The sequence below is a fragment of the Lutibacter sp. A64 genome (genome assembly GCF_022429565.1).
GTDB lineage: Bacteria > Bacteroidota > Bacteroidia > Flavobacteriales > Flavobacteriaceae > Lutibacter.
On sequence record NZ_CP092487.1, the window covers coordinates 2,689,564 to 2,711,811 of the forward strand.

Sequence of the window (22,248 nt, forward strand, 5' to 3'; positions counted from 1 at the left end):
GCTCCTTTAAATTAAAATTTATAAGGAGCTTTTATTATTTAATTATTAGTCGATAAAAACAACTGCAAGCTACGCTAAAACCCATTTAACTCTTCCAACTTCTCCGGTTTCTAGTTGCACTTTTATTCCGTGTGGATGCTTTGGAGATTTTGTTAAAATCCGTTTTACAGTTCCTTCGGTTAATTCTCCGCTACGCTGATGATGTTTTTGAACAATTTCAACATCACTTCCAATTTTTATATTGTTTCTAATACTTCCAGTAATTTTATTAGACTCCATAAATTTTTATTAACTTTTTAAATTATACATGTACAATATTAACAGGTTCTATTAACGGTTCATTATTAAAACGAAGCAATAATTGAGCAATTGCAATAGTGTCTTTTTCGCAATAAGTTACAATGCGTTTAATATTTTTTTCTTTATAATAAACATCTCCTACTTCACTTCCACTAATATCATCTTTGGGTGATGGAATATTTAATATTGAAGTCAATAATTTTAATGAAGTATAATGCTTGTAATCTCCAAATTTCCATAATTCCAAGGTGTCTAAATGCGGAATTTCCCAAGGTTTTTTACCAAATAAATTTAGCTTTTCTGGAAGTACTATTTGATGAATTATCATACGACGCGCAATGTATGGAAAATCAAATTCTTTTCCATTATGTGCACATAATACATGTGCTGGTTTATTAAAATGAAGGTTTATTAATTTTTTAAAATCTTCTAAAATTTTCACCTCATCACCAAAAAACGAAGTGACTCTAAATTTGCGTTCTTCCGTTTTAAAATTGGTAAAATATCCTACCGAAATACAAACAATTTTACCAAATTCTGCCCATATCCCAGCCCTTTCGTAAAACTCTTCTAGTGTAAATTCTTCTTTACGTTGATACTGTGTTTTTGAGGCAAACAGCTCTTGCTTTTCTTCAGATAAATCTGAATAAAACTCTGTTTCTGGAACTGTTTCAATATCTAGAAATAGAATATTTTCAAAATTAATTTTAGTATTCATAGCTTTTTTTATATAAATATAACAAAAAAAATCATTCCTGAAATTGGAATGATTTTTTTACTGTATATTTTATTAGCTACTAATTAATTAAAACCTTCCTAACCGACACTTTCTTATCTTCCTCTACCTGAACTAAATACAAACCTGTACTTAAATTTTCTACATTGATTGTTTCGTTAGTTTTAACAGCTTTATTGTAAACTACACTTCCTAAAATAGAGTAGATTACAACATTCTTATCTAATGAATTTTTAGTAGAAATTGAAATTCTTCCATCCTTAACCGGATTTGGATATATATTAAAATCTTCAATTTGATCTTTTACCACTGAAAGCGATTTACTTGAATATGGTGCTTTCGGAGTTGGTTTTGAAGGAATCCAACCTGTTTCTGTTTTTTGCAAAGATATTTCTCCACTTGTACTTCCAATATTATAATATTTATTAAAGTTATTAGAACTTCCGTAACTTAAAGATTCAATGATATTGTTTCCATTTTTTAAAATAACTGCTCCTCCTGTAAAGTCAAAATCAATACCGTCTATAACTAAAAATTCTCCCTCTTTAAGTTTCCCTTGTAAGTCTATTTGTTCTACTGTATTTCCATTACTATTATACAAAACTAAGGTCCAATTTTTTAATTGAATATTTCCGTTTCCGTTTTCTCTATATACAGCTAATTCAATAAATGGGTTACTACCTGTATAATTAATCTCGGAAATGTAAACAGTTTTTTCATTTTTAGCAAAACTTGAAGTTGCTACTAATAAAAAAGTAACTAAAGTGTAAAAATATTTCATGGGGATGAACAATTTATATCTATTACAAAGATCAGGCTTTAAGATGTAGCTTAACGTATTTACCCCTCTAACTTAGCCACTTGCAGTATTAACTAAACAAATGGTTTGTTTTAACCAATAAATTGAAATTAAATTCACCTACTTAAGTAAGGTTTTACCCTACTTTTTGTTGCTAATAGTATAAAACTTCGTAAAAAAACGCCTAGAACAGAGATTTAACACTCTAATTTTCACAGTGATTGATTAACTATAAATATGATGATTATGTTTGTAATGATAAATTCAAAATTAATTTACAACCAATTTACGTGTAGCAATTTTTCCCCCTTCTTCTATTTTAACAATGTAAATTCCCTTATTTAGATTAGAAATATTTAAATACTCTTTGGTTTGTAGGTTTTTACTATACACTTGTTGTCCTGTTAAAGTGTAAATAGTAACATTTCTAGTTAATTTATTATTTGAAGCCATGTATAATTTTCCATTAGAAACTGGATTTGGATACATCGCAAAATTTTCTATTTGGTTTTTTACTACGGAGAGTGTAAAGTTATTTTCAGTGCCAGGTGTCCCATAATCTCCACCACCATAAGTAGTTGTTGCCTCACCCCAATTTAAAGCAATAAGATTGTCAGCACTGTTATAATTCTCTAAACTTAACTCCATACTTTTTCCAGCTACTAAAGGATACCCTAAAACATCACTATAAACAACCCTATCAATTTCTGTGACACCACTTGTCAAAATAATTTCATCAATATCATTTGTCAAAATAAATCCAGAATACTCATAATTAGCAGTAAACCCACCATTTGCTCCACTATTCGAATTTCTTGCAAAAACTGCATATCCATTTGCTGGCACTATAACAGACGAAGCTATAATATGCGAATCTGAATCAACATCTGAAATAACCCAACCTTCCATATCAATAGCTGAAGCTGTGGTATTATAAACTTCAAAATATTCGCCTTCATCATCATCAACAGCACTTGGATCAGACATAATTTCAGTAATTATTATGGAACCTGTAATTGGGGAAACAATACCAGCCAATAAACTGATTTTATCTGTAGCACCAGAACTTAAACAAGTAATATTTTGACTGTAACTTCCAATAATTAAACCCAATTTTAAACGTACGTAAATTGTAGTTGGAGTAATTGTTCCTAATCCTTTTGGCAATGTAATAGATGCTCCAAAACCAACACCAGAAGTTGTTGAAATTTCAAAATCTGTAGGAGCTGTTATAATAATATCATCGGTTAAATTTGTACCTGAAACAACAAAACTACCTTCAGTTGCTGTAGGTGAACCAACTTCATAATCTAAACCAGCAACTCTGTATGTATTACTTATAATTGCAGGAGCTGTATTAAATGTTTGCCCACTATTTATTGCATCTGCAGTTGCAGTTGTTGGTGAATTCCACGTAAAATCATCATAATAAACTCCAGAACCAGACAATTGTAGAGAATGACCAATTAAAGTATCTGGATCAGTTTCAAACACCCCAATATCTGTAGATACCATACCTTTTGCTGCACCATCTGCAGCGGTTATAATACCTCCATAACTTAAAAACTGTACAACAATACCTAATGGATTAATTAAAGCCAATCCATCAGGATTACCATTTTGAATACCTGGTTGAGGAAACCAAAGTGTTCCTCTATTATTTTGTTGATTTGGGATTACACCAGTCAAAGACATTGTAGTCCCATAAATCATAGAACTACTACCATTGTAAAGTTCAATACTCCAACCTGCTAAATCTGTTCCGGCAGGACCCGCAATTTCGATTCCTTCATCAACATCTCCCCCTTTATTATCATAATGAATTTCATTTATAAAAACTTCTGTTTGTCCAAAAGAAAGTGTAACCACAAAAATAGTTACAAGCAAAAAATAAAATTTCTTCATAGCTATATTTTTTTAGTTGCACTTAAATATATAAAAATAATTGAATTAAAAAAATATAAACAGCTAAACTATAGTGTTTTAACTGATTTTTTTTTAAAAATACTTTAATATCAGATCTCATTATTCTAACTTTAACTTTAAAAAAACAAATTAAATAGTAACAACTATTACTTCTTTAAATACCTACACATTTAAATTTAATTATAAAATAATATCTTTTTATTTTTAACATTTAGCACAAAAACCAACTTAAAATTAATATTATGTAATTTTAATGTTACGTTAATGTTATAACTTTAAATTACTTTAGTTCTAATGTTTTCTAATTGTAATTAATGCTTACTTTTGAATGTTTTTACTTTTAATCAGTGTAAAAATTATGAAACGTGAATGCTAAAAAAAGTATCGCTAGCTAAAAAATAGTAGAGAACGAACTGCAATTATCGTTAAATAAAACAAAAGGAAAATTATGAAAAAAACAGCTATTAAAATACTCTTAGTTGATGATGAACCAGACATTCTAGAAATTGTATCATACAATTTAAAAAATGAAGGTTATAAAGTTTATACCGCTAAAAATGGGATTGAAGCTATCGCTTCTGCCAAATTAAACAATCCGCATTTAATAATCTTAGATATAATGATGCCAGAAATGGACGGTATAGAAGCTTGTGAAAAAATAAGAGCCACTAAAGGGTTAGAAAATGTACTTATTACATTTTTTACAGCTAGAGGTGAAGACTATTCTCAAGTAGCTGGATTTGATGTTGGAGCAGATGATTATATTACAAAACCGATAAAACCAAAAGTATTAGTAAGTAAAATTAAAGCACTACTTAGAAGGGTAAATGAAGTTCAAAATATTTCTTCTAACAATGTAAAAGTTGGGGAAATTGTTATAGATAGAGAAGAATATGTTATTATAAAAGAAGGAGAAAAACTATCTTTACCTAAAAAAGAGTTTGAATTGTTTGCTTTACTTGCATCTAAACCAGACAAAGTTTTTAAACGCGATGACATTTTAGACAAAGTTTGGGGTAATGAAGTTGTAGTAGGCGGTAGAACTATAGATGTTCATATTAGAAAGTTACGTGAAAAAATTGGCGATAAATATTTTAAAACTGTAAAAGGTGTAGGTTACAAATTTGTTATTAATGAAGATTAAAAGAACATATTCATTTGCTTATTGGACAGCCTCATTTATTACATTATTTATTATTGGAACACTATTAATTTCAGCATATCTTTTTTTAGATGTAACCCTTAATATAACTTATTTACTAACATTTACTGCTGTTATTTTTTGTTTTACATTTATAATTATTCAATACCGATTAGAAAAATTTATTTATAAACGTATAAAGAAAATATACGATAGAGTTTCAATTTTAGACCGATCTGATTTTAACAAAACTGCTATAACTTCAGACATTGACGCGCTTTCTAGAGAAGTTCAAAAATTTGCTGAATTTAATCAAGAACAAATTGCCAGTTTAAATTTACGAGAAAACTATAGAAGAGAATTTCTAGGAAACGTATCTCACGAATTAAAAACTCCTCTTTTTACAGTTCAAGGCTATCTATTAACTTTAGCCGACGGGGCAATAAATGACAAGAAAATCACTAAAAAATACCTTAAACGCGCTAATAAAGGTGTAGAGAGACTTATTTCTATTGTTAAAGACCTAGATTTAATTTCTAAACTAGAATCTGCCGATTTATCTATAAATAAAAAACCAATAAACATTCTAGAATTAACACAAGATGTATTTGAATTATTGGAAATGAAAGCCAAAAAAAGGAATATTTCAATGCATTTTAATAAACACTATATCTACCCGATAATGGTAATTGCTGATGGTGAAAAAATACAACAGGTACTTATTAACTTAATTGTAAATGCCATAAAATATTCCAAAAAAAATGGTACTATAATGGTAAGTTTCGAAAAAAAGGAAACCAAAGTTCTAGTAAAAGTTATTGATGATGGTGAAGGGATAAAAAAAGAATATTTACCGCGACTTTTTGAACGTTTTTATAGAGTGGACCAAAGTAGATCTAGAGACCAAGGTGGTTCTGGCCTAGGACTTTCTATTGTTAAACATATTTTAGAATCACATCACGAACAAATTTTTGTAAAAAGTGAATACGGTAAAGGCTCTGAATTTTCATTCACTTTAGAAAAAATGAAAGTTCTTTAAAACCAAACTATTAGCACAAACATTTTACTATAGCTTTATACAATTTCATCAAAAAAGAAAAAGTTTTGCACATAAAAAACCTAACAGGTTCTAAAATCTGTTAGGTTTTTTACACTTATATAATGCGTTATACTACAAATCGAAACCGATATCTTTTCTGAAATTTATTCCATCAAAACATACTTTATCTATATTTTTATAAGATTGCTTTAACGCTTCGTTAAAATTAGCACCGTAAGATGTTATTGCAATTACTCTACCACCATTTGTTACAAGCTTACCATCTTTAATGGTTGTACCTGCATGAAACGGAATAGAATTTTCTATAGCATTTAAACCTATTATTTCTTTTCCTTTTTCATAAGCTTCTGGATATCCACCAGAAACTAACATAACTGTACAAGCGCTTTCTTTTTTTAATTCTATAGTTTTGGTATGCAACTCTTTATTTCCTGTAGCAATTAAAAGTTCTAGAAAATCACTTTCAATGCGTGGTATTACAACTTCTGTTTCTGGATCTCCCATACGGCAATTGTACTCAATTACTTTAACTTCGCCTTTATCTAAAATTAACCCAATAAACACAAACCCTACATAACTAATATTGTCTTTTTGAAACCCTTCAATTGTTGGTTTAATAACCTGAGTTTCTATTTTTCCCATTATAGCATCTGTTAAAAATGGCACAGGTGATACAGCTCCCATTCCTCCAGTATTTAAACCTTTATCGCCTTCGCCAATTCTTTTGTAATCTTTTGCGCTAGGTAAAGTAACATAACTTTTCCCATCGGTTAGCACAAAACAGCTAAGTTCTATTCCAGTTAAAAACTCTTCAATAACAACTTTACTACTTGCCTCACCAAACTTTTTATTGGCTAACATTTCGGTTAGTTCGTCTTTTGCTTCTTGTAGATCACTTAAAATTAATACTCCTTTTCCAGCAGCCAAACCATCAGCTTTTAAAACATACGGAGCGGTTAATGTTTCTAAAAACTTGTAACCTTCTTCTAAATTTTCTGAAGTAAAACTTTTGTACGCTGCTGTTGGAATGTTATGTCTAAACATAAATTCTTTAGCAAACTCTTTACTACCTTCTAACTGTGCAGCATATTTTTGAGGTCCAATTACAGGTATATTTTTTAATGCAGCATCGTTTAAAAAGAAATCGTGAATTCCTTTAACCAAAGGATCTTCTGGACCAACAACAACCAATTTAATTTGATGCTCTAAAACAGCTTGTTTTACCTCTTTAAAATTGGTTTGATTAATATTTAAATTAGTACCTACTTCTTGTGTCCCAGCATTTCCAGGAGCAATAAATAACTTATTTAACAAGTTACTTTGTGCAATTTTCCAAGCTATTGCGTGTTCTCTTCCTCCTGATCCAAGTATTAATACATTCATTTGTAAATTTATTTTAAGCTATTTATAGTTTTGAATTAAAAAATTTGTTCTAATATTTTTTGAGTAATAACATAGGTTGGTAGTACACCTGACGTTCCTAAACCTCCAGAAGCTAAAGTACTTCCTGTTTTTAAAGGATTATCTGAAGCATAATAAGCATATCTTACTTTTACTTTTTTAGAGATATTCCCCCTAATTTTTGAAGCTGCCTGTATGGCTTTTTGATAATGTGCACCTTCCATTTCTAGACCCGTAACTTTCCAAGTTGAATTATGGAAGAATTTTAAAATATCTTTATTTTGAAGCGATGTACCTAAAACAGTAACCATTGCTCCTGTATAAACATTTACTCCGCACCCTTCAAATTGATTTTTTTTAAGTTGATTTTTAAACGGATAATTATCTGCTGTTCCTTCAAAAATATGCGAAGAAGGAATCATAATATCTCCTTTTCCTCCATCTAAAATACCAGCTTTACCCATTATTGAAACAGAATCTACGTTTAAATGGTACTTTTTCCCCTCTTCATCTGTATAAGGTTTTAAAAGTTCATCCATAGTTTCATAAGCTTGTTCACCAAAAGCATAATCCATAACAATAATTACGGGTTTTTCTTCTTCACTTAAACTATTTTCTAGCTTATATTGTGTTTTAGAAATTGCTATTTTTTCGGTATCAATTACCTGAACATTAATATTGGTTCCTGAATTATCTTTTATATAAATTAGTCCGTTTTCACCTGCAAACTCTTTTACTTGGTGACGTAAATCTTCGTTTTCGTCTTTACTTAATAATTGAAATAAAGAAATTAAATTTTTATCTTTTATTTGTTGTGGCAATACAATTGGCGCGTAAATAGAATTCATAACACTATGCATATTTGCACTTATAATATGAATTGGTCTGTTTAACAAATTATTTTCTTCTAATACACGTTTAATATTAGTTGCCCAAATTTCACCAAAAATATGATGTCCAATACGCTCTCTCAATACCGGACTAAAGTTAATTTCTCTTTTTAAGTTGTGTACTTTTTCATTAATAGCCAATTTACCTAACCAATAAATAATTTGAAAAAATCGGTCTTTATTATTTTCTAAACTTAAAGCTAAATATACGTCTAAAGCTTCTTCAAAAGTACGTCCTAAAATGCTTGCTAAATGCGCCAACATAATGTCGCGTTCGTCTCTCGATATTTTTCTATTATGAAGTACTAAATCTTCTAATTTACTCCATTCTCGTATTGTTTTAGTTCCGTCTTCTATTAGAACTTTATTTGCAATTTTATGAGATTCGACAAATAGAAATGTTAAATGTGTAAGAATATCATAGATTTCAGATCTTCCTCTGGTAACTTCAATATTCATTTGATCTTTATCTATTCTATAGCAATTTCTTCTTCTTTTTGGAGGTACAATAGCTTTAAAATGTGATTTAGAATAACCTTCATCTGAAGTTAAATTAACAAATCTACACTCTTCAATTCCTATTGGCAATCGCTCAATAACGTAAATTAATCCATTTAATTCAACTTTTTCATCGGCAATAGAACCATAAATTTCTGGACGCAATAATAATAAAGATTCTCTTAACGCATCACCCGAAATACCCATTGGTTTATAAAACCCTCTACTAAATAAATGGCGCATAGTAATATATAAGCGTTCTATAGCATTAGAAGACTCTTGCGCTCTAGTTCTATCTTGAATTTTAGATTGTGTCATACTTCTTTTTTTGAAATGTAAAGATACTATTTAGTAATTAGTTATTGAAAAATTAAAAAATTGAATTATATATTAGCTTAATGGTTAAATCTTTGAATTATTTAATATTTTAATTTTTCAATTATTTCAATAAACCACTATACTCTGCTTGGTTATTTAAAATTGTTGTTGCTTTTAAAATTGTTGAATCAAATACAGCTTTTTGTTGATAAACACCTTCAATATAAAAATAACGTTTTACAATTTCTTCAGTTAATTTATCTATAATTTCTTCTTTATTTTTTTCTAATTCGTTTAGTTTTTCAATCTGAATAGCTGCTAACAAATCTTCATATTTTCTTTCAATATTTTTTCCTAAATTTTCTGAAGTAGCTTTTTCAAGTGCCTTTTTAAACTCTGCTTCAGTTTCAGTTTCAAAATCTAATTGATTTTTACTTAAATATTGTAATAAATCCTTAAAATCTGTTTCGTTTAAATTAAATTTTGAAGGCTCTAAAATAGTTGAATTATCATAAAAATAAGTGGTTGCATAATTAAAAAACGCATCCGATTTTAACAATACTTCAGTAGTTTTAGTAGTTGTTGGTTTTTCAATTTCAAAATCAGGTAAAATACCTCCACCACCATACACAATTCTTCCATTTTCAGTTGTATAAGCTTCTCTTCCAGCATCAGAAAACTTAGGAACATTTCCTTTCTCATCTCTATTTGTATAATCTAACTCTTGAATACATCTTCCGCTTGGTGTATAATATTTAGAGATGGTTAATTTCATTTGGGTTCCATAAGAAAGCGGTTTGTAACGCTGTACTAAACCTTTCCCAAAAGAGCGTTCACCAAGTACCACTGCCCTATCATAATCTTGCAATGCTCCGGCTAAAATTTCTGAAGCCGATGCCGATCTATTATTAATTAAAATGGTTAACGGAATATCTAAATCTATAGGTTCGTTTTTGGTTTTATAAGTAGCACTTTCTTTTTTAGTTTTTGCTTTTGTAGTAACTACAATCTTGTCTTTTGGTATAAAAAAATTAACAATTGATACCGCTTCATTTAATAAACCTCCAGGATTACTTCTTACGTCGATAACAAGCTTTTTCATGCCTTCTTCTTTTAGTTCTAAAAAGGCTTCCTTTACCTCTTTTGCAGCTTTTTGATTAAACTTTACAAAAGATATATAGCCAACTTCCGCATCAAGCATTGTATAATAAGGCACTGCTTTTTCTGTAATTTTTTTTCGTGTTACTTCAACGTCTAATTCTTTATTCTGACGTTCAATTTTAAGTGTTACTTTAGTATTTGGCAAACCGTTTAACACACTAGAAATACCAATTTCTTCAAAATCTTTAACCTCAAGATTGCCAACTTTTAATAGTTTATCACCAACTTTTAAGCCTGCTTTTTCCGCAGGAGAATTTTTTAAAATTTCTCGAATAACCGCAGTTTTATTTTTAAATTGTGAAATTGCTCCAATACCTCCATATTCTCCAGTGGCTCTAATTCTGGCATCTTCTACACCTTGCTCGTCGTAAAAACGTGTATAAGGGTCTAAATTACTAAGCATATAATTTATAGACTTATTGGTTAATTCTCCAGGATTTACCTCATCTATATAATACATATTTAACTCTTTAAACATGCTTGTATAGATATCTATTTGTTTTGCTATTTCAAAAAAATCTGATTGAAATCCTGCAGAAATTGCAACTGAAATAGTTACAAAAACAGCAAGCATCCATTTTTTAATTTTAGTTTTCATATGTCTTTTTTTATATTTTTAATGGTCATATGCTAGTCTCAGTTTCGTTAAAACGAAACTTTTTTACATGTGCTAATCATCTTCTTTAATTTTTGTATGAAATCTTACAGCTAATTTTTTTAGTGACGACTCTAAATCAATATAATTTGGAGCTTCTTTTGCCATATAAATAAACATAAAAATATATGGTTCACTTAAATTTTCAGTAAAAGAATGTTTATTTTTTCTATAAACTTCGCGCATTAATCTTTTTATTCTATTTCTATTAACAGCAAGTTTTACATTTCTTTTTGGCACAGTAACCCCTGCCTTTATAAGAGATTCTCCTCCATGATTTATTGGTAAATATATCAATCTAAAAGGAAATGCTTTTACGTGTTTTCCTTCAGCAAATAATTGCTCTATTAATTTTTTACTTTTTAATTTTTCTTTTTTTCCTAATGTGTATTGCATATATACAGTGACTAAAATAACTAAACGCATTGTTTAAAGTTTAAATAACTTTAATAAACTACAAACGCTAACTAGTTTAAGTCTTTTATTAATACGACAAATGTAAGGAATAAAAGATTTTAAAAAATTAAATTGAAAAGACTTTAATTAGTAAATTTGTGTAAAACCAAAATATTAACCACATGTCTCAAGATTTATTTCAAGCTCCAGATTACTATCAGTTAGATGATTTATTAACTGAAGAACATTTATTAGTTAGAGATACAGCCAGAGCATGGGTAAAACGCTCGGTTTCTCCAATTATTGAAGAAGCTGCTCAAAAAGCTAAGTTTCCAACATCAATTATTAGTGGTTTAGCCGAAATTGGCGCTTTTGGACCTTATATTCCATCAACATATGGCGGAGCAGGTTTAGATCAAATAAGTTACGGCTTAATTATGCAAGAAATTGAACGTGGCGATTCTGGAGTTCGGTCAACTGCTTCTGTACAATCTTCTTTAGTTATGTATCCAATTTGGAAATATGGAAACGAAGCACAACGTAAAAAATACTTGCCAAAATTAGCTACTGGAGAATTTATGGGTTGTTTTGGTTTAACGGAACCCAACCACGGATCTAATCCGAGTGGTATGGAAACTAAAATTAAAGATATGGGCGACCATTTTTTATTGAATGGAGCAAAAATGTGGATTTCAAATGCGCCGTTTGCAGACATTGCAGTCGTTTGGGCTAAAAATGAAGAAGGTCGTATAAAGGGATTAATTGTTGAACGTGGCATGGAAGGATTTACAACTCCAGAAACACATAATAAATGGAGTTTAAGAGCTTCGGCAACTGGTGAGTTAATTTTTGACAATGTTAAAATTCCAAAAGAGAATATTTTACCAAATAAAGATGGCTTGGGCGCTCCACTTGGCTGTTTAGACTCTGCTCGTTACGGAATAGCTTGGGGCGCCATTGGTGCCGCAATGGATTGTTACGCTACTGCTTTACGCTATGCTAAAGAACGTATCCAGTTTAATAAACCAATTGCAGCAACACAATTACAACAAAAAAAACTGGCAGAAATGATTACCGAAATCACCAAAGCACAATTGTTAACTTGGCGCTTGGGGACTTTAAAAAACGAAAATAAAGCAACCTCTGCGCAAATATCAATGGCAAAGCGAAATAATGTAGCTATGGCTTTAAAAATAGCTAGAGAAGCGCGTCAGGTTTTAGGTGCAATGGGTATTTCTGGTGAATTTTCTATAATGCGACACATGATGAATTTAGAAAGTGTAATTACATATGAAGGTACACATGACATTCATTTATTAATAACTGGATTAGATATTACAGGCTTATCGGCTTTTAAGTAAAACCAACCGATTTGTAATACCTACTCTGTATAAAAAAGTACTTTGTTTTAATAACAAAACCTATAAAGTTAAACCTAACAGGTTTTAGAAACTTGTTAGATTTTTATATTGTGTGAAATGGATTCCTCCTTCGTAGGAATGACAATGTGTTTTACAACACCAATAAGTTTCCAGCCATTGTTGGTGTTTTTCACCATCAATTTCACTCCCCAAACCTCTTAATTTACAACACTAACAAATTGCAACCTCTAATATCAGAATTATCAAAACGACCTAATACTTCAAAAGTGTCATTTTTATAGGTTTTCCCTAAATCTTGCGTTGCAATAAACGAACACGAATTTAAATTCGCTAAATCTATTATGTTAATGCCTCCCGATTTTCCTTCTGGCAAAATAGTTAAAGCATCTTCGGTATCTCTAGTTAAAATTTTCATCCACGGTGGGCACTCAAAAATTCCATCTCCTTTAGAATATCCTTGACTTAGTAATTCAGTCATACCATATTCTGAATGAATTTTAGAAACGCCAAAACCATCACATAAAATACTATGCAACTCTTCTCTAATAAGTTCTTTTCGTTTTCCTTTCATTCCTCCTGTTTCCATAATAATGGTATTATTTAGGTTGAATTTATACGTATCAAGCAAATCTAACAAGGCAAAAGAAACTCCAATTAAAAGCACTTTTTCACCTTTTTTATCTAATTCTTGTAAATTTTCAGCCAACTCATCTAAATTATTTAAATAAAAACCACTTTTTGGGTTTTTAGATTTTTTAATAAAATTATCGGCCATATAAATTAACGATGAGCCTGTACGCTCTAGATAAGAAGGCAATAAGGCTAAAACCGTATAATTTTCTATAGCTCCATAAAAATATTGAAAGGTTTTGGTAAAACTTTCTTCATAAATAGAGATATCGGTAACATAGTGCTTACTTTGCTGCATACCTGTAGTACCACTACTTAAAAAAATTTGTTCAACAGCTTCATTAGAAGCAACAATTTTATGTGTTTTAAAAAATTGAATAGGCAAAAAAGGAATATCTTCAATTTTTTGAATGGAATCTATATCAACCTTTAAATGTTTTAAAAAGGTTTTATATACAATATTATTAATAGCTTGAAACCTGAAAATATCCAAAGCTATTTCATTAAAATTGTTTGTATTATGTAACTTAAACAGTGTATTTCTTTTCATAAAAATTGGGAAACTCCACAAAAGTAATGTAAATTTACGCAACCTATTATCTTTTTAGGCATCTTATTAACAATTAAAACGCTTGTATTTGGGTTTAGAAAAGCTCATAAAAAAATGTGCAAATAATGATCGAAAGGCACAAAAAGAGATTTACCAGCTTTTTGCAGGTAAATTGTTCTCTATTTGTCTTAAATACTCTAAAAATAAACAAGAGGCTCAAGACAATTTTCAAGACGGCTTTGTAGCCATTTTTGATAAAATTGGGCAGTTTAGTTTTAAAGGATCATTTGAAGGCTGGATTAAGCGCGTTATGATTAACACGATTTTATTAAAATACAGAAAAAAAACCGTGTTAAGTATTGTTACCGAAGAAATTCCTGATGAGGTAGTTGTTGACATCGACGATGATGAAATTTCTTTGGATTATTTGTTAAATCTCATTCAAGAGTTGCCAGAAAGATACAGAATGGTATTCAACCTTTATGTATTAGATGGTCATTCTCATAAAGAGATTGCAAAAATGTTAAAAATTGCTGAAGGCACATCTAAATCTAATTTAGCTAGAGCGAGAGGTATTTTAAAACAAAAAATAGAGAGACATCAAGAAAGTCAACAGTCTGTTTAAGATAAAAGGTTAAAGTGAGAGATTATAAGAATATAGATAGGATTTTTCAAGAAAAGCTAAAGGATTTAGAGGTCTCACCTCCAAGTCAATCTTGGAATTCAATTCAAAAGAAATTAGCCCCGGTTTCTAAAAAGAAGCAATTTCCTTTATGGCTTAAATTTTCTAGCGTAGCTGCACTACTTTTATTGTTCTTTAGTCTTGGAACAATTTATTTTATACCAAACAACAATTTCTCAAACAACTTCTTAAATGAATCTAACCCTGAAAGTATAGCCACAGATAAAGGTGATAGTACACTAACAACAACTTCAAACAATAATATTGTTACTAAAAAAAACTTAGCACAACCTAAAGTAAATGAACTTATTAATACTAAAAGTAGCACTAAAATAACCGCTATAAACGGTAATGATGAAAATTCTAATAGTAAAAATACTGGCTTAAAAGAAAATAATTCTATTTTAACAGATGCACTTAGTTTACCATTACCAGATAACAATGAAACAAAAATGGCTAAACCTTCTCTAATGTCAAGTGGAAGAATAACCATTGCAACTATTTTTGCGCCAATTTATATAAGCTCATTTGGAGATGGATCAGGTATAGATAGTCAGTTTAAAAATAATCCAGCTTCTGGAAACTCATCTTACTCTTACGGTGTAAAATTTGCCTATAAATTAAATAACAAATTTAGCATTCAATCTGGTGTAAACCTTATCAACTTAGGGTATACCACCAATGATATTTATGTAACGCCTGGTGTTTCTGTTGTAGAATATTCAAATATTTCTACAAATCCGATAAGTTTAGGAAAACCAGAAAAATTTGCGACTTCAAAATTAAGAGAACTTAATGCTGTTGATCCAAATAAAGGAAGTCTAAACCAAGTTTTTGGTTATGTTGAAATACCTGTTGAATTAAAATACAGTGTTACAGATGGTAAATTAGGAGTAAATTTAGTAGGTGGTTTTAGTACACTTTTATTAAATAAAGACGAAGTTTTTGTAGAAACAAATTCTATTAATCAAAGTTTAGGTTCTTCAAACAATTTAAGAGACATAAACTTTAGTGGAAACCTTGGACTAGATATAGATTACTCTATACGAGAAAATTTATACATTAATATTTCTCCAATGTTTAAAATGCAAACAAATACCTTTTCAAAAAATTCTGGTAGTATACAGCCATATTACCTAGGAATTTATACAGGATTAAATTATAAGTTTTAGTTGGTTTATTATTTGGTTGGTTACCAAATATTGAATGAAGAAAGCCGTTTCAAATTTTGAAATGGCTTTTCTTTTAATACCATTTAATATTCGTAGCTTTGTTAGAAGCAACATTTAAAACCTATTCACTATGAAAGCTAAAACTATAAATAACACAATACAAAAAGCACTAAAAAGTTTAGGTGTTAAAGAACTAAATAACGGAACTTCAACAGGTTCCATATCATTTGGAAATGGTGAAATAATTGAATCGTTTTCTCCGGTTGACGGCGCATTAATTGGAAAAGTAACTACCACTACTAAACAAGATTACGAACAAGTTGTTGAAACTGCTCAAAAAGCATTTAAAAGTTGGAGGCTAAAACCAGCTCCTCAACGTGGAGAAATAGTAAGGCAATTTGGTGATAAATTAAGAGAACTAAAACAACCTTTAGGCGAGCTTGTTTCTTATGAAATGGGTAAATCGCTACAAGAGGGCTTGGGTGAAGTACAAGAAATGATTGACATCTGCGATTTTGCCGTAGGTTTATCAAGACAATTACACGGACTTACCATGCACTCTGAACGCCCTGGACATAGAATGTACGAACAATACCATCCACTAGGAATTGTTGGAATTATTTCAGCATTTAATTTCCCAGTAGCTGTTTGGGCTTGGAATACAGCTTTAGCTTGGATTTCTGGAGATGTTTGTATTTGGAAAGCTTCAGAAAAAACACCTTTATGCAGTATTGCCTGCCAACATATTATTGCCGAAGTTTTAAAGGAAAACAATTTACCTGAAGGAATTTCAACAATTATTAATGGAAATTATGTTGTTGGTGAATTTATGACAACCGATAAAAGAGTTCCACTAATTTCAGCAACAGGCTCAACTAGAATGGGAAAAATAGTAGGTAAAACAGTTGGTGAACGCTTAGGAAAATCGTTATTAGAATTAGGCGGAAATAATGCCATAATTGTAACATCTGATGCCGATTTAAAAATGACTGTTATTGGTGCTGTTTTTGGCGCTGTTGGTACTGCTGGACAACGTTGCACCTCTACACGTAGATTAATAATACACGAGTCTATGTACAATAAAGTGAAAGACGCTTTAATAGCTGCGTACAATCAATTACGCATTGGAAATCCTTTAGATGAAAACAATCATGTAGGTCCTTTAATTGATAAAGATGCTGTTGAGATGTATAAAAATGCTTTAACAAAAGTTGTTGATGAAGGAGGAAAATTAATAGTAGAAGGTGGCGTTTTGACTGGCAAAGGTTTTGAATCTGGTTGTTATGTAAAACCAGCCATTGCAGAAGCAGAAAATCATTTTAAAATTGTACAACACGAAACGTTTGCACCTATTTTATATTTATTAAAATATTCTGGTGATGTTAACAACGCTCTTGAAATTCAGAATGGTGTTAACCAAGGACTTTCATCTGCTATAATGACAAATAATTTGCGTGAAGCTGAATTGTTTTTATCGCAAGCAGGATCCGATTGTGGAATTGCAAATGTAAATATTGGAACTTCTGGCGCCGAAATTGGAGGTGCTTTTGGTGGTGAAAAAGAAACAGGTGGTGGAAGAGAATCTGGGTCTGATGCTTGGAAAATTTATATGCGAAGACAAACAAATACCATAAATTACACAACAGAATTACCGCTTGCACAAGGGATAAAATTTGATTTGTAACAATTTAGTTGTTAGTTCTCGGTTTGGGGAAATGTTAAAATTCAAAACCTTATAATCCGTCATTCTAAAGCAGCACTTCAATTCAGCACAGTGTTCAATTTAGTATGACGGGTTTTATATTTTTTCTACACTAATAGTAGGTTCGGCACTCTCATTTTCTAAGCGACTTTCTAACTCAGCCTGAAATTCTTCCATTACTGGTTTTACGGTACTTTCAGGTATGTCTGCAACTCTAATATACATTAATCCATCTACAGCATTGTTAAATTTTGGATCAACATTAAAAGCAACTAAACGCGCATTTTGTTTTACGTATTTTTTAATTAAAACTGGCATTCTAAGCGCTCCAGGCTCAATTTCATCAATAACTTTATCAAATTTATTCATATCTGATTGCGTTGCATCAAAAACAAAATCTTTATCAGCATCTTTTAACTTTACCTTATATTCTTTTTTTGGATGAATGTATTGCGCAATATACGGGTCGTAATAATGAGATTTCATAAACTCTATCATCAACGATTTTGAAAAATTAGAGAATTGATTGCTAATACTAACACCACCAATTAAATATTTATATTCTGGGTAGCGTAAAGTTACGTGCACAATTCCTTTCCAAAGTAGAAACAATGGCATTGGTTTTTGTTGGTATTCTTTAATTATAAAAGCTCTCCCCATTTCTATAGAATTCTCCATCATAGTGTACAATTCGGGCTCAAACTTAAACAGTGTATGTACATAAAATCCTTCTATTCCATATTTTTTATAAATACCTTTTCCTAAGCCCATCCTATAAGCTCCAACCAATTTTTTTTCGGCATCATCCCATAAAAACAAATGATGATAAAACCCATCGAACTTATCTAAATCTATAGACTCATTTGTACCTTCTCCAACTTCTCTAAAAGTTATTTCACGCAAACGTCCAATCTCAAATTTTAGGTTTGGAATTTTATTACTAGGAGCAAAAAACACTTCGTAATTTTTACTTTTTAACAACCTTCCATTAGATGAACGAAGAGTGTTAACTTCTTCAATAATTTTATCATTATTTTTTTGGCAAACAATAGCTTTTGGCTGTCTTGTTTTTTTTAATGATGATGCATTTATAGTTTTAGAAACCTTTTCAAAAGGGTTTGCTAACATATATGTTTTTCTTCTAATAAACTGACAGAAATCTTGTGTATTTTTATACGTTTCTTGATCTTTAACTGGTATTGCCTTTCCAATTCTAACTTTAATAACACGTTCTTTTTGCGACAATAATTCCGAAGGCAATTTAGCTGTTCTAAGTGTTGGATTTAACTTAGATAAAAAATAAAACAACCTACTATTTTTAGCATGAAAATATATAGGAATTATAGGAACTTGTGCTTTTTTTATTAGTTTAATTGCTCCTTCTTCCCAAGGTTTATCAACAATTAATTTACCTTCTTTATAAGTAGAAACCTCACCTGCCGGAAATATCCCCAAAGGATTCCCTTCTTTAATATGTGTAAGTGCTCTTTTAATACCTGCAATACTAGATTTTACATCTTTTCTATCTTCAAAAGGGTTTACAGGCATTATAAAAGGCTTCATAGGCTCAATTCTATGCAGTAAAAAATTTGCAATTATTTTATAATCTGGCCGCTTTTCAGTCAATAATTTTAATAACAAAATACCATCTATACCCCCTAAAGGATGATTAGAAACCGTAATAAATGCTCCATCTTTTGGAATTCTTTTTAAGTCTTCTTCAGGAATTTCAAATTTTATTTGAAGGTCATCTAAAAGGGCTGTAAAAAACTCTAAATCTTTTAAATGCTTATGCTTATTGTATATTTTATTTATGGTAGAAATTCGAAGAAACTTCATTAATACCCATCCAAAAAACGTACCTATAAATCCATATTTATCTAGATTTATTACTTTTGAAACCTCTTTTGGCGTTACTAAACTCATCTAATTATAATTAAAGATAACTACAAAAATACATAAAATTATTGCATTATAAGTTGCACAGTACCTTTTGTAGATTGTTTTAATAATACCGTTCCTTTTTTTTCTACCAAATCAATGGCTTTTTGATTGGCATGTCTAATAGTGTAAAGTGCAACATTACTTACAAAAGTAACATTATATTTAGATACTATTTGTGATAAAAATGCTTCAAAATTATTGAATTTATCTTCTAAACAAACCGAAAAACTTAATGCAGAATTTTGAATAAGGTTTACTTTTAATTTATAATTATGTAAAATTTTAAAAATATCACTTAAATTATGTTCTACCATAAAAGAAAAATCTAACGCTGTAATAGAAACTAAAATTTGTTTATTTTTTAAAATAAAACAAGGTGTTTCGGGCAATAAGTTAGGCACTTTACCAACTGTAGTTCCTTTATTTTTTAAATTATAAAATGAACGCACATATAAAGGAATATTTTTATTTTCTAACGGTTTTAGTGTTTTTGGATGTATTACAGAAGCCCCATAAAAAGCCATTTCAATTGCTTCATTATAAGAAATTTGATTTAATAAAACGGTTTCTTTAAAATATCTAGGATCTGCATTTAAAACTCCATCAACATCTTTCCATATAGTTACACTTTCTGCCCCTAAGCAATGTGCAAAAATTGCTGCAGTATAATCAGAGCCCTCTCTTCCTAAAGTTGTAGTTTTCCCTTTTGAATCTGCCCCTAAAAAACCTTGAGTAATGTATAAGTTTTGAGAGTCTAATATTTGTATATTAACCTTGGTTTCTTGCCAATTAACAGTTGCATTTCTATAAGACACGTCTGTTTTAATAAAATCTCTAACATCAATCCATTTTGTTAAAATACCAATAGTATTTAAATAACTACTTATAATTTTTGTTGAAAGCAATTCTCCATAACCTACAACTTGATCGTAGATATAATTATAATTGGCAGATTTATTAATGGCTAAAAACCCACTTAATTGTCCGAATAATAATTCAAGTTCAAATAAAATAGGCTGTTTTTTATCTTCAAATAAATTTTCAATTATAGTTATATGAAAATTTCTAACACTATTTATGTTTGTTGCTAAATCTTCAGAATTATTATAATATGCATCTACTATTTTTTCAAACGCATTGGTCATTTTACCCATTGCAGAAATAACAATAAGCGTATTTTTAAAGCCTTCGTTTTTTAAAACTTTAACTACATTTTTTATAGTATCTGCATCTTTAACAGATGCGCCTCCAAACTTAAAGATCTTCACTCTAAACGTTTAAATATTTTTTCATAGAAGCTCTATCTATTTGAACTGAATCCCAATCTCTTAATACTTTTGCACCTGTACTTTCGTAAAATTTAACTGCGGGTTCATTCCAATCTAGCACATTCCACTCAATTCGTTTTACACCTCTATTATAGCCATATTCAATTACTTTTTTATACAAAGCACTTCCTATTTTTTGACCTCTTTTTTGCTCTGTAACAAGCAAATCTTCTAAGTGAATTGTTGGTCCTTTCCAAGTAGAATAACGATGATAAAATAATGCAATTCCAACAATTGCTTCAGCAGTTTCTGCTACAAATACTTTAAATAACGGATTAGCTCCAAAACCATCTTTTTCTAAATCACTTATCGTAACTTCAACGGCATCTGCTTCATTTTCAAAAACAGCTAACTCTTGTATTAAATTTAATATTGAAGGTGCATCTTCAATTTTCGCTTCTCTAATTGTAAAACACATTTTATATTTAGTTTGTAAAATTACGGCTAAAATAAAAAATCTTTATTCAAACTATCTTACAAATTGAGGCCTTTTTCAAATTTAATTTTTCGATATTTGTAATACTAAACTTCAAAAAACAACTATGGAAACCAAGAACTTAACACTAGGTGAATTTATTATTGAAAATCAAAAACATTATAAATCCACTTCTGGAGAATTTTCTAGACTTTTAAGTTCAATGAAATTAGCCGCTAAAATTGTAAATCATAAAGTAAATAAAGCAGGCTTAGTTGACATTATGGGCAATGCTGGTGAAACAAATATTCAAGGTGAAGATCAACAAAAATTAGATGTTTATGCTAATAAAGTATTTATGGAAACCTTAATAAACCGAGAAATTGTTTGTGGAATTGCTAGTGAAGAAGAAGAAGATTTTGTTACCATTAGAGGAAAACAAGGCACAAACGAAAATAAATATGTGGTTTTAATTGATCCATTAGACGGCTCATCTAACATAGACGTAAATGTTTCTGTCGGCACCATTTTTTCTATTTATAAACGTGTAACACCTATTGGAACTCCGGTTAAAATAGAAGACTTTTTACAACCAGGAAACCTACAAGTAGCCGCAGGATATGTAGTTTATGGAACTTCAACAATGTTAGTTTATACATCTGGACATGGTGTAAATGGATTTACGTTAAATCCTGCAATTGGTTCATTTTATTTATCTCATCCTAATTTTAAATTTCCAGAAGAAGGTAAAATTTACTCCATAAACGAAGGAAATTATGTTCATTTTCCACAAGGTGTAAAAGATTATTTAAAATATTGTCAAGAAGAAAAAGATAACCGACCATATACTTCTCGTTATATCGGCTCTTTAGTTTCTGATTTTCATAGAAATATGATAAAAGGTGGAATTTATATGTATCCAACTAGTGCTATTGGTCCAAAAGGAAAATTACGCTTGTTATACGAATGCAACCCTATGGCTTTTTTAGCTGAACAAGCAAATGGTAAAGCAACCGATGGGTACAGAAGAATTATGGATATTAAACCAACAGAATTACACCAACGCGTTCCATTTTTCTGCGGAAGTAAAAAAATGGTAGAAAAAGCTGAAGAGTTTATGGCAAAATACCCAAACGATGCTAATTATTAAAAAAATAAAAAT

19 protein-coding genes are annotated in these 22,248 nt (G+C 30.0%); 7 read left to right on the plus strand and 12 right to left on the minus strand.

Features of this window, described 5'->3' with window-relative positions:
* Positions 1–69 precede the first annotated feature (69 nt).
* The 4 genes from MKD41_RS10940 to MKD41_RS10955 all read right to left on the minus strand — a co-directional run bounded on the left by MKD41_RS10940 (position 70) and on the right by MKD41_RS10955 (position 3,740).
* Complete coding sequence (locus MKD41_RS10940) at positions 70–279, minus strand: YwbE family protein (protein WP_441328192.1); 210 nt, start codon at positions 277–279, stop codon at positions 70–72.
* A gap of 22 nt (positions 280–301) precedes the next feature.
* Entirely contained in the window at positions 302–1,018 is a 717-nt protein-coding gene (locus MKD41_RS10945; protein WP_240242332.1) for a 3'-5' exonuclease, read from the minus strand.
* 79 nt (positions 1,019–1,097) lie between these two features.
* Entirely contained in the window at positions 1,098–1,817 is a 720-nt protein-coding gene (locus MKD41_RS10950; protein ID WP_240242333.1) for a T9SS type A sorting domain-containing protein, read from the minus strand.
* Between the two features lie 288 nt (positions 1,818–2,105).
* Positions 2,106–3,740: a lamin tail domain-containing protein gene (locus MKD41_RS10955; RefSeq protein ID WP_240242334.1), complete on the minus strand. Its 1,635-nt coding sequence runs from the start codon at positions 3,738–3,740 to the stop codon at positions 2,106–2,108.
* 469 nt (positions 3,741–4,209) lie between these two features.
* Between MKD41_RS10955 and MKD41_RS10960 the strand changes: the two genes are divergently transcribed.
* Together MKD41_RS10960 and MKD41_RS10965 are read left to right on the plus strand one after the other, a co-directional pair.
* Positions 4,210–4,905, plus strand: coding sequence for a response regulator transcription factor (locus tag MKD41_RS10960; RefSeq protein ID WP_240242335.1), 696 nt, complete (start codon positions 4,210–4,212; stop codon positions 4,903–4,905).
* Positions 4,895–5,941, plus strand: a complete 1,047-nt coding sequence (locus tag MKD41_RS10965) for a sensor histidine kinase (RefSeq protein ID WP_240242336.1) — start codon at positions 4,895–4,897, stop codon at positions 5,939–5,941. The genes MKD41_RS10960 and MKD41_RS10965 overlap by 11 nt, the downstream gene beginning before the upstream one ends.
* Before the next feature lie 132 nt (positions 5,942–6,073).
* Here the strand turns inward: MKD41_RS10965 and purD are convergent, their stop codons facing one another.
* From purD to rnpA, 4 genes are all read right to left on the minus strand, one after another.
* A complete protein-coding gene (gene purD, locus MKD41_RS10970) occupies positions 6,074–7,345 on the minus strand; it encodes a phosphoribosylamine--glycine ligase (protein WP_240242337.1) in 1,272 nt (423 codons plus the stop codon).
* Between the two features lie 35 nt (positions 7,346–7,380).
* Positions 7,381–9,069, minus strand: coding sequence for a DUF6909 family protein (locus tag MKD41_RS10975; protein WP_240242338.1), 1,689 nt, complete (start codon positions 9,067–9,069; stop codon positions 7,381–7,383).
* A 121-nt stretch (positions 9,070–9,190) separates the two neighbouring features.
* Positions 9,191–10,828: a S41 family peptidase gene (locus tag MKD41_RS10980; protein WP_240242339.1), complete on the minus strand. Its 1,638-nt coding sequence runs from the start codon at positions 10,826–10,828 to the stop codon at positions 9,191–9,193.
* 72 nt (positions 10,829–10,900) lie between these two features.
* Positions 10,901–11,311 carry a ribonuclease P protein component gene (rnpA, locus tag MKD41_RS10985; protein ID WP_240242340.1) on the minus strand — a complete coding sequence of 137 codons (411 nt, stop codon included), beginning with the start codon at positions 11,309–11,311 and terminating at the stop codon, positions 10,901–10,903.
* A 152-nt stretch (positions 11,312–11,463) separates the two neighbouring features.
* Between rnpA and MKD41_RS10990 the strand changes: the two genes are divergently transcribed.
* Entirely contained in the window at positions 11,464–12,642 is a 1,179-nt protein-coding gene (locus MKD41_RS10990; protein ID WP_240242341.1) for an acyl-CoA dehydrogenase family protein, read from the plus strand.
* Between the two features lie 223 nt (positions 12,643–12,865).
* On the opposite strand, the gene MKD41_RS10995 is transcribed toward MKD41_RS10990, so the two are convergent.
* Positions 12,866–13,843: a LuxE/PaaK family acyltransferase gene (locus MKD41_RS10995; RefSeq protein ID WP_240242342.1), complete on the minus strand. Its 978-nt coding sequence runs from the start codon at positions 13,841–13,843 to the stop codon at positions 12,866–12,868.
* A gap of 88 nt (positions 13,844–13,931) precedes the next feature.
* Here MKD41_RS10995 and MKD41_RS11000 point away from each other — a divergent pair, with 88 nt between their 5' ends.
* The 3 genes from MKD41_RS11000 (at position 13,932) to amaB (ending at position 17,381) form a co-directional block, all read left to right on the plus strand.
* Complete coding sequence (locus tag MKD41_RS11000) at positions 13,932–14,468, plus strand: RNA polymerase sigma factor (protein WP_240242343.1); 537 nt, start codon at positions 13,932–13,934, stop codon at positions 14,466–14,468.
* A 14-nt stretch (positions 14,469–14,482) separates the two neighbouring features.
* Positions 14,483–15,697 carry an outer membrane beta-barrel protein gene (locus tag MKD41_RS11005; protein WP_240242344.1) on the plus strand — a complete coding sequence of 405 codons (1,215 nt, stop codon included), beginning with the start codon at positions 14,483–14,485 and terminating at the stop codon, positions 15,695–15,697.
* A 130-nt stretch (positions 15,698–15,827) separates the two neighbouring features.
* The gene (amaB, locus tag MKD41_RS11010) at positions 15,828–17,381 is read left to right on the plus strand and encodes an L-piperidine-6-carboxylate dehydrogenase (RefSeq protein ID WP_240242345.1); all 1,554 of its coding nucleotides are present in this window, start codon (positions 15,828–15,830) and stop codon (positions 17,379–17,381) included.
* A gap of 114 nt (positions 17,382–17,495) precedes the next feature.
* Here the strand turns inward: amaB and MKD41_RS11015 are convergent, their stop codons facing one another.
* From MKD41_RS11015 to MKD41_RS11025, 3 genes are read right to left on the minus strand one after another with little or no spacing between them, the layout of a single operon-like run.
* Complete coding sequence (locus tag MKD41_RS11015) at positions 17,496–19,325, minus strand: GNAT family N-acyltransferase (protein WP_240242346.1); 1,830 nt, start codon at positions 19,323–19,325, stop codon at positions 17,496–17,498.
* Positions 19,326–19,363: 38 nt separating this feature from the next.
* Positions 19,364–20,611, minus strand: a complete 1,248-nt coding sequence (locus MKD41_RS11020; protein WP_240242347.1) for an aspartate kinase — start codon at positions 20,609–20,611, stop codon at positions 19,364–19,366.
* Position 20,612: 1 nt separating this feature from the next.
* Entirely contained in the window at positions 20,613–21,089 is a 477-nt protein-coding gene (locus MKD41_RS11025; protein WP_240242348.1) for a GNAT family N-acetyltransferase, read from the minus strand.
* A gap of 124 nt (positions 21,090–21,213) precedes the next feature.
* Between MKD41_RS11025 and fbp the strand changes: the two genes are divergently transcribed.
* Positions 21,214–22,236: a class 1 fructose-bisphosphatase gene (fbp, locus tag MKD41_RS11030; protein ID WP_240242349.1), complete on the plus strand. Its 1,023-nt coding sequence runs from the start codon at positions 21,214–21,216 to the stop codon at positions 22,234–22,236.
* Positions 22,237–22,248: the final 12 nt, after the last annotated feature.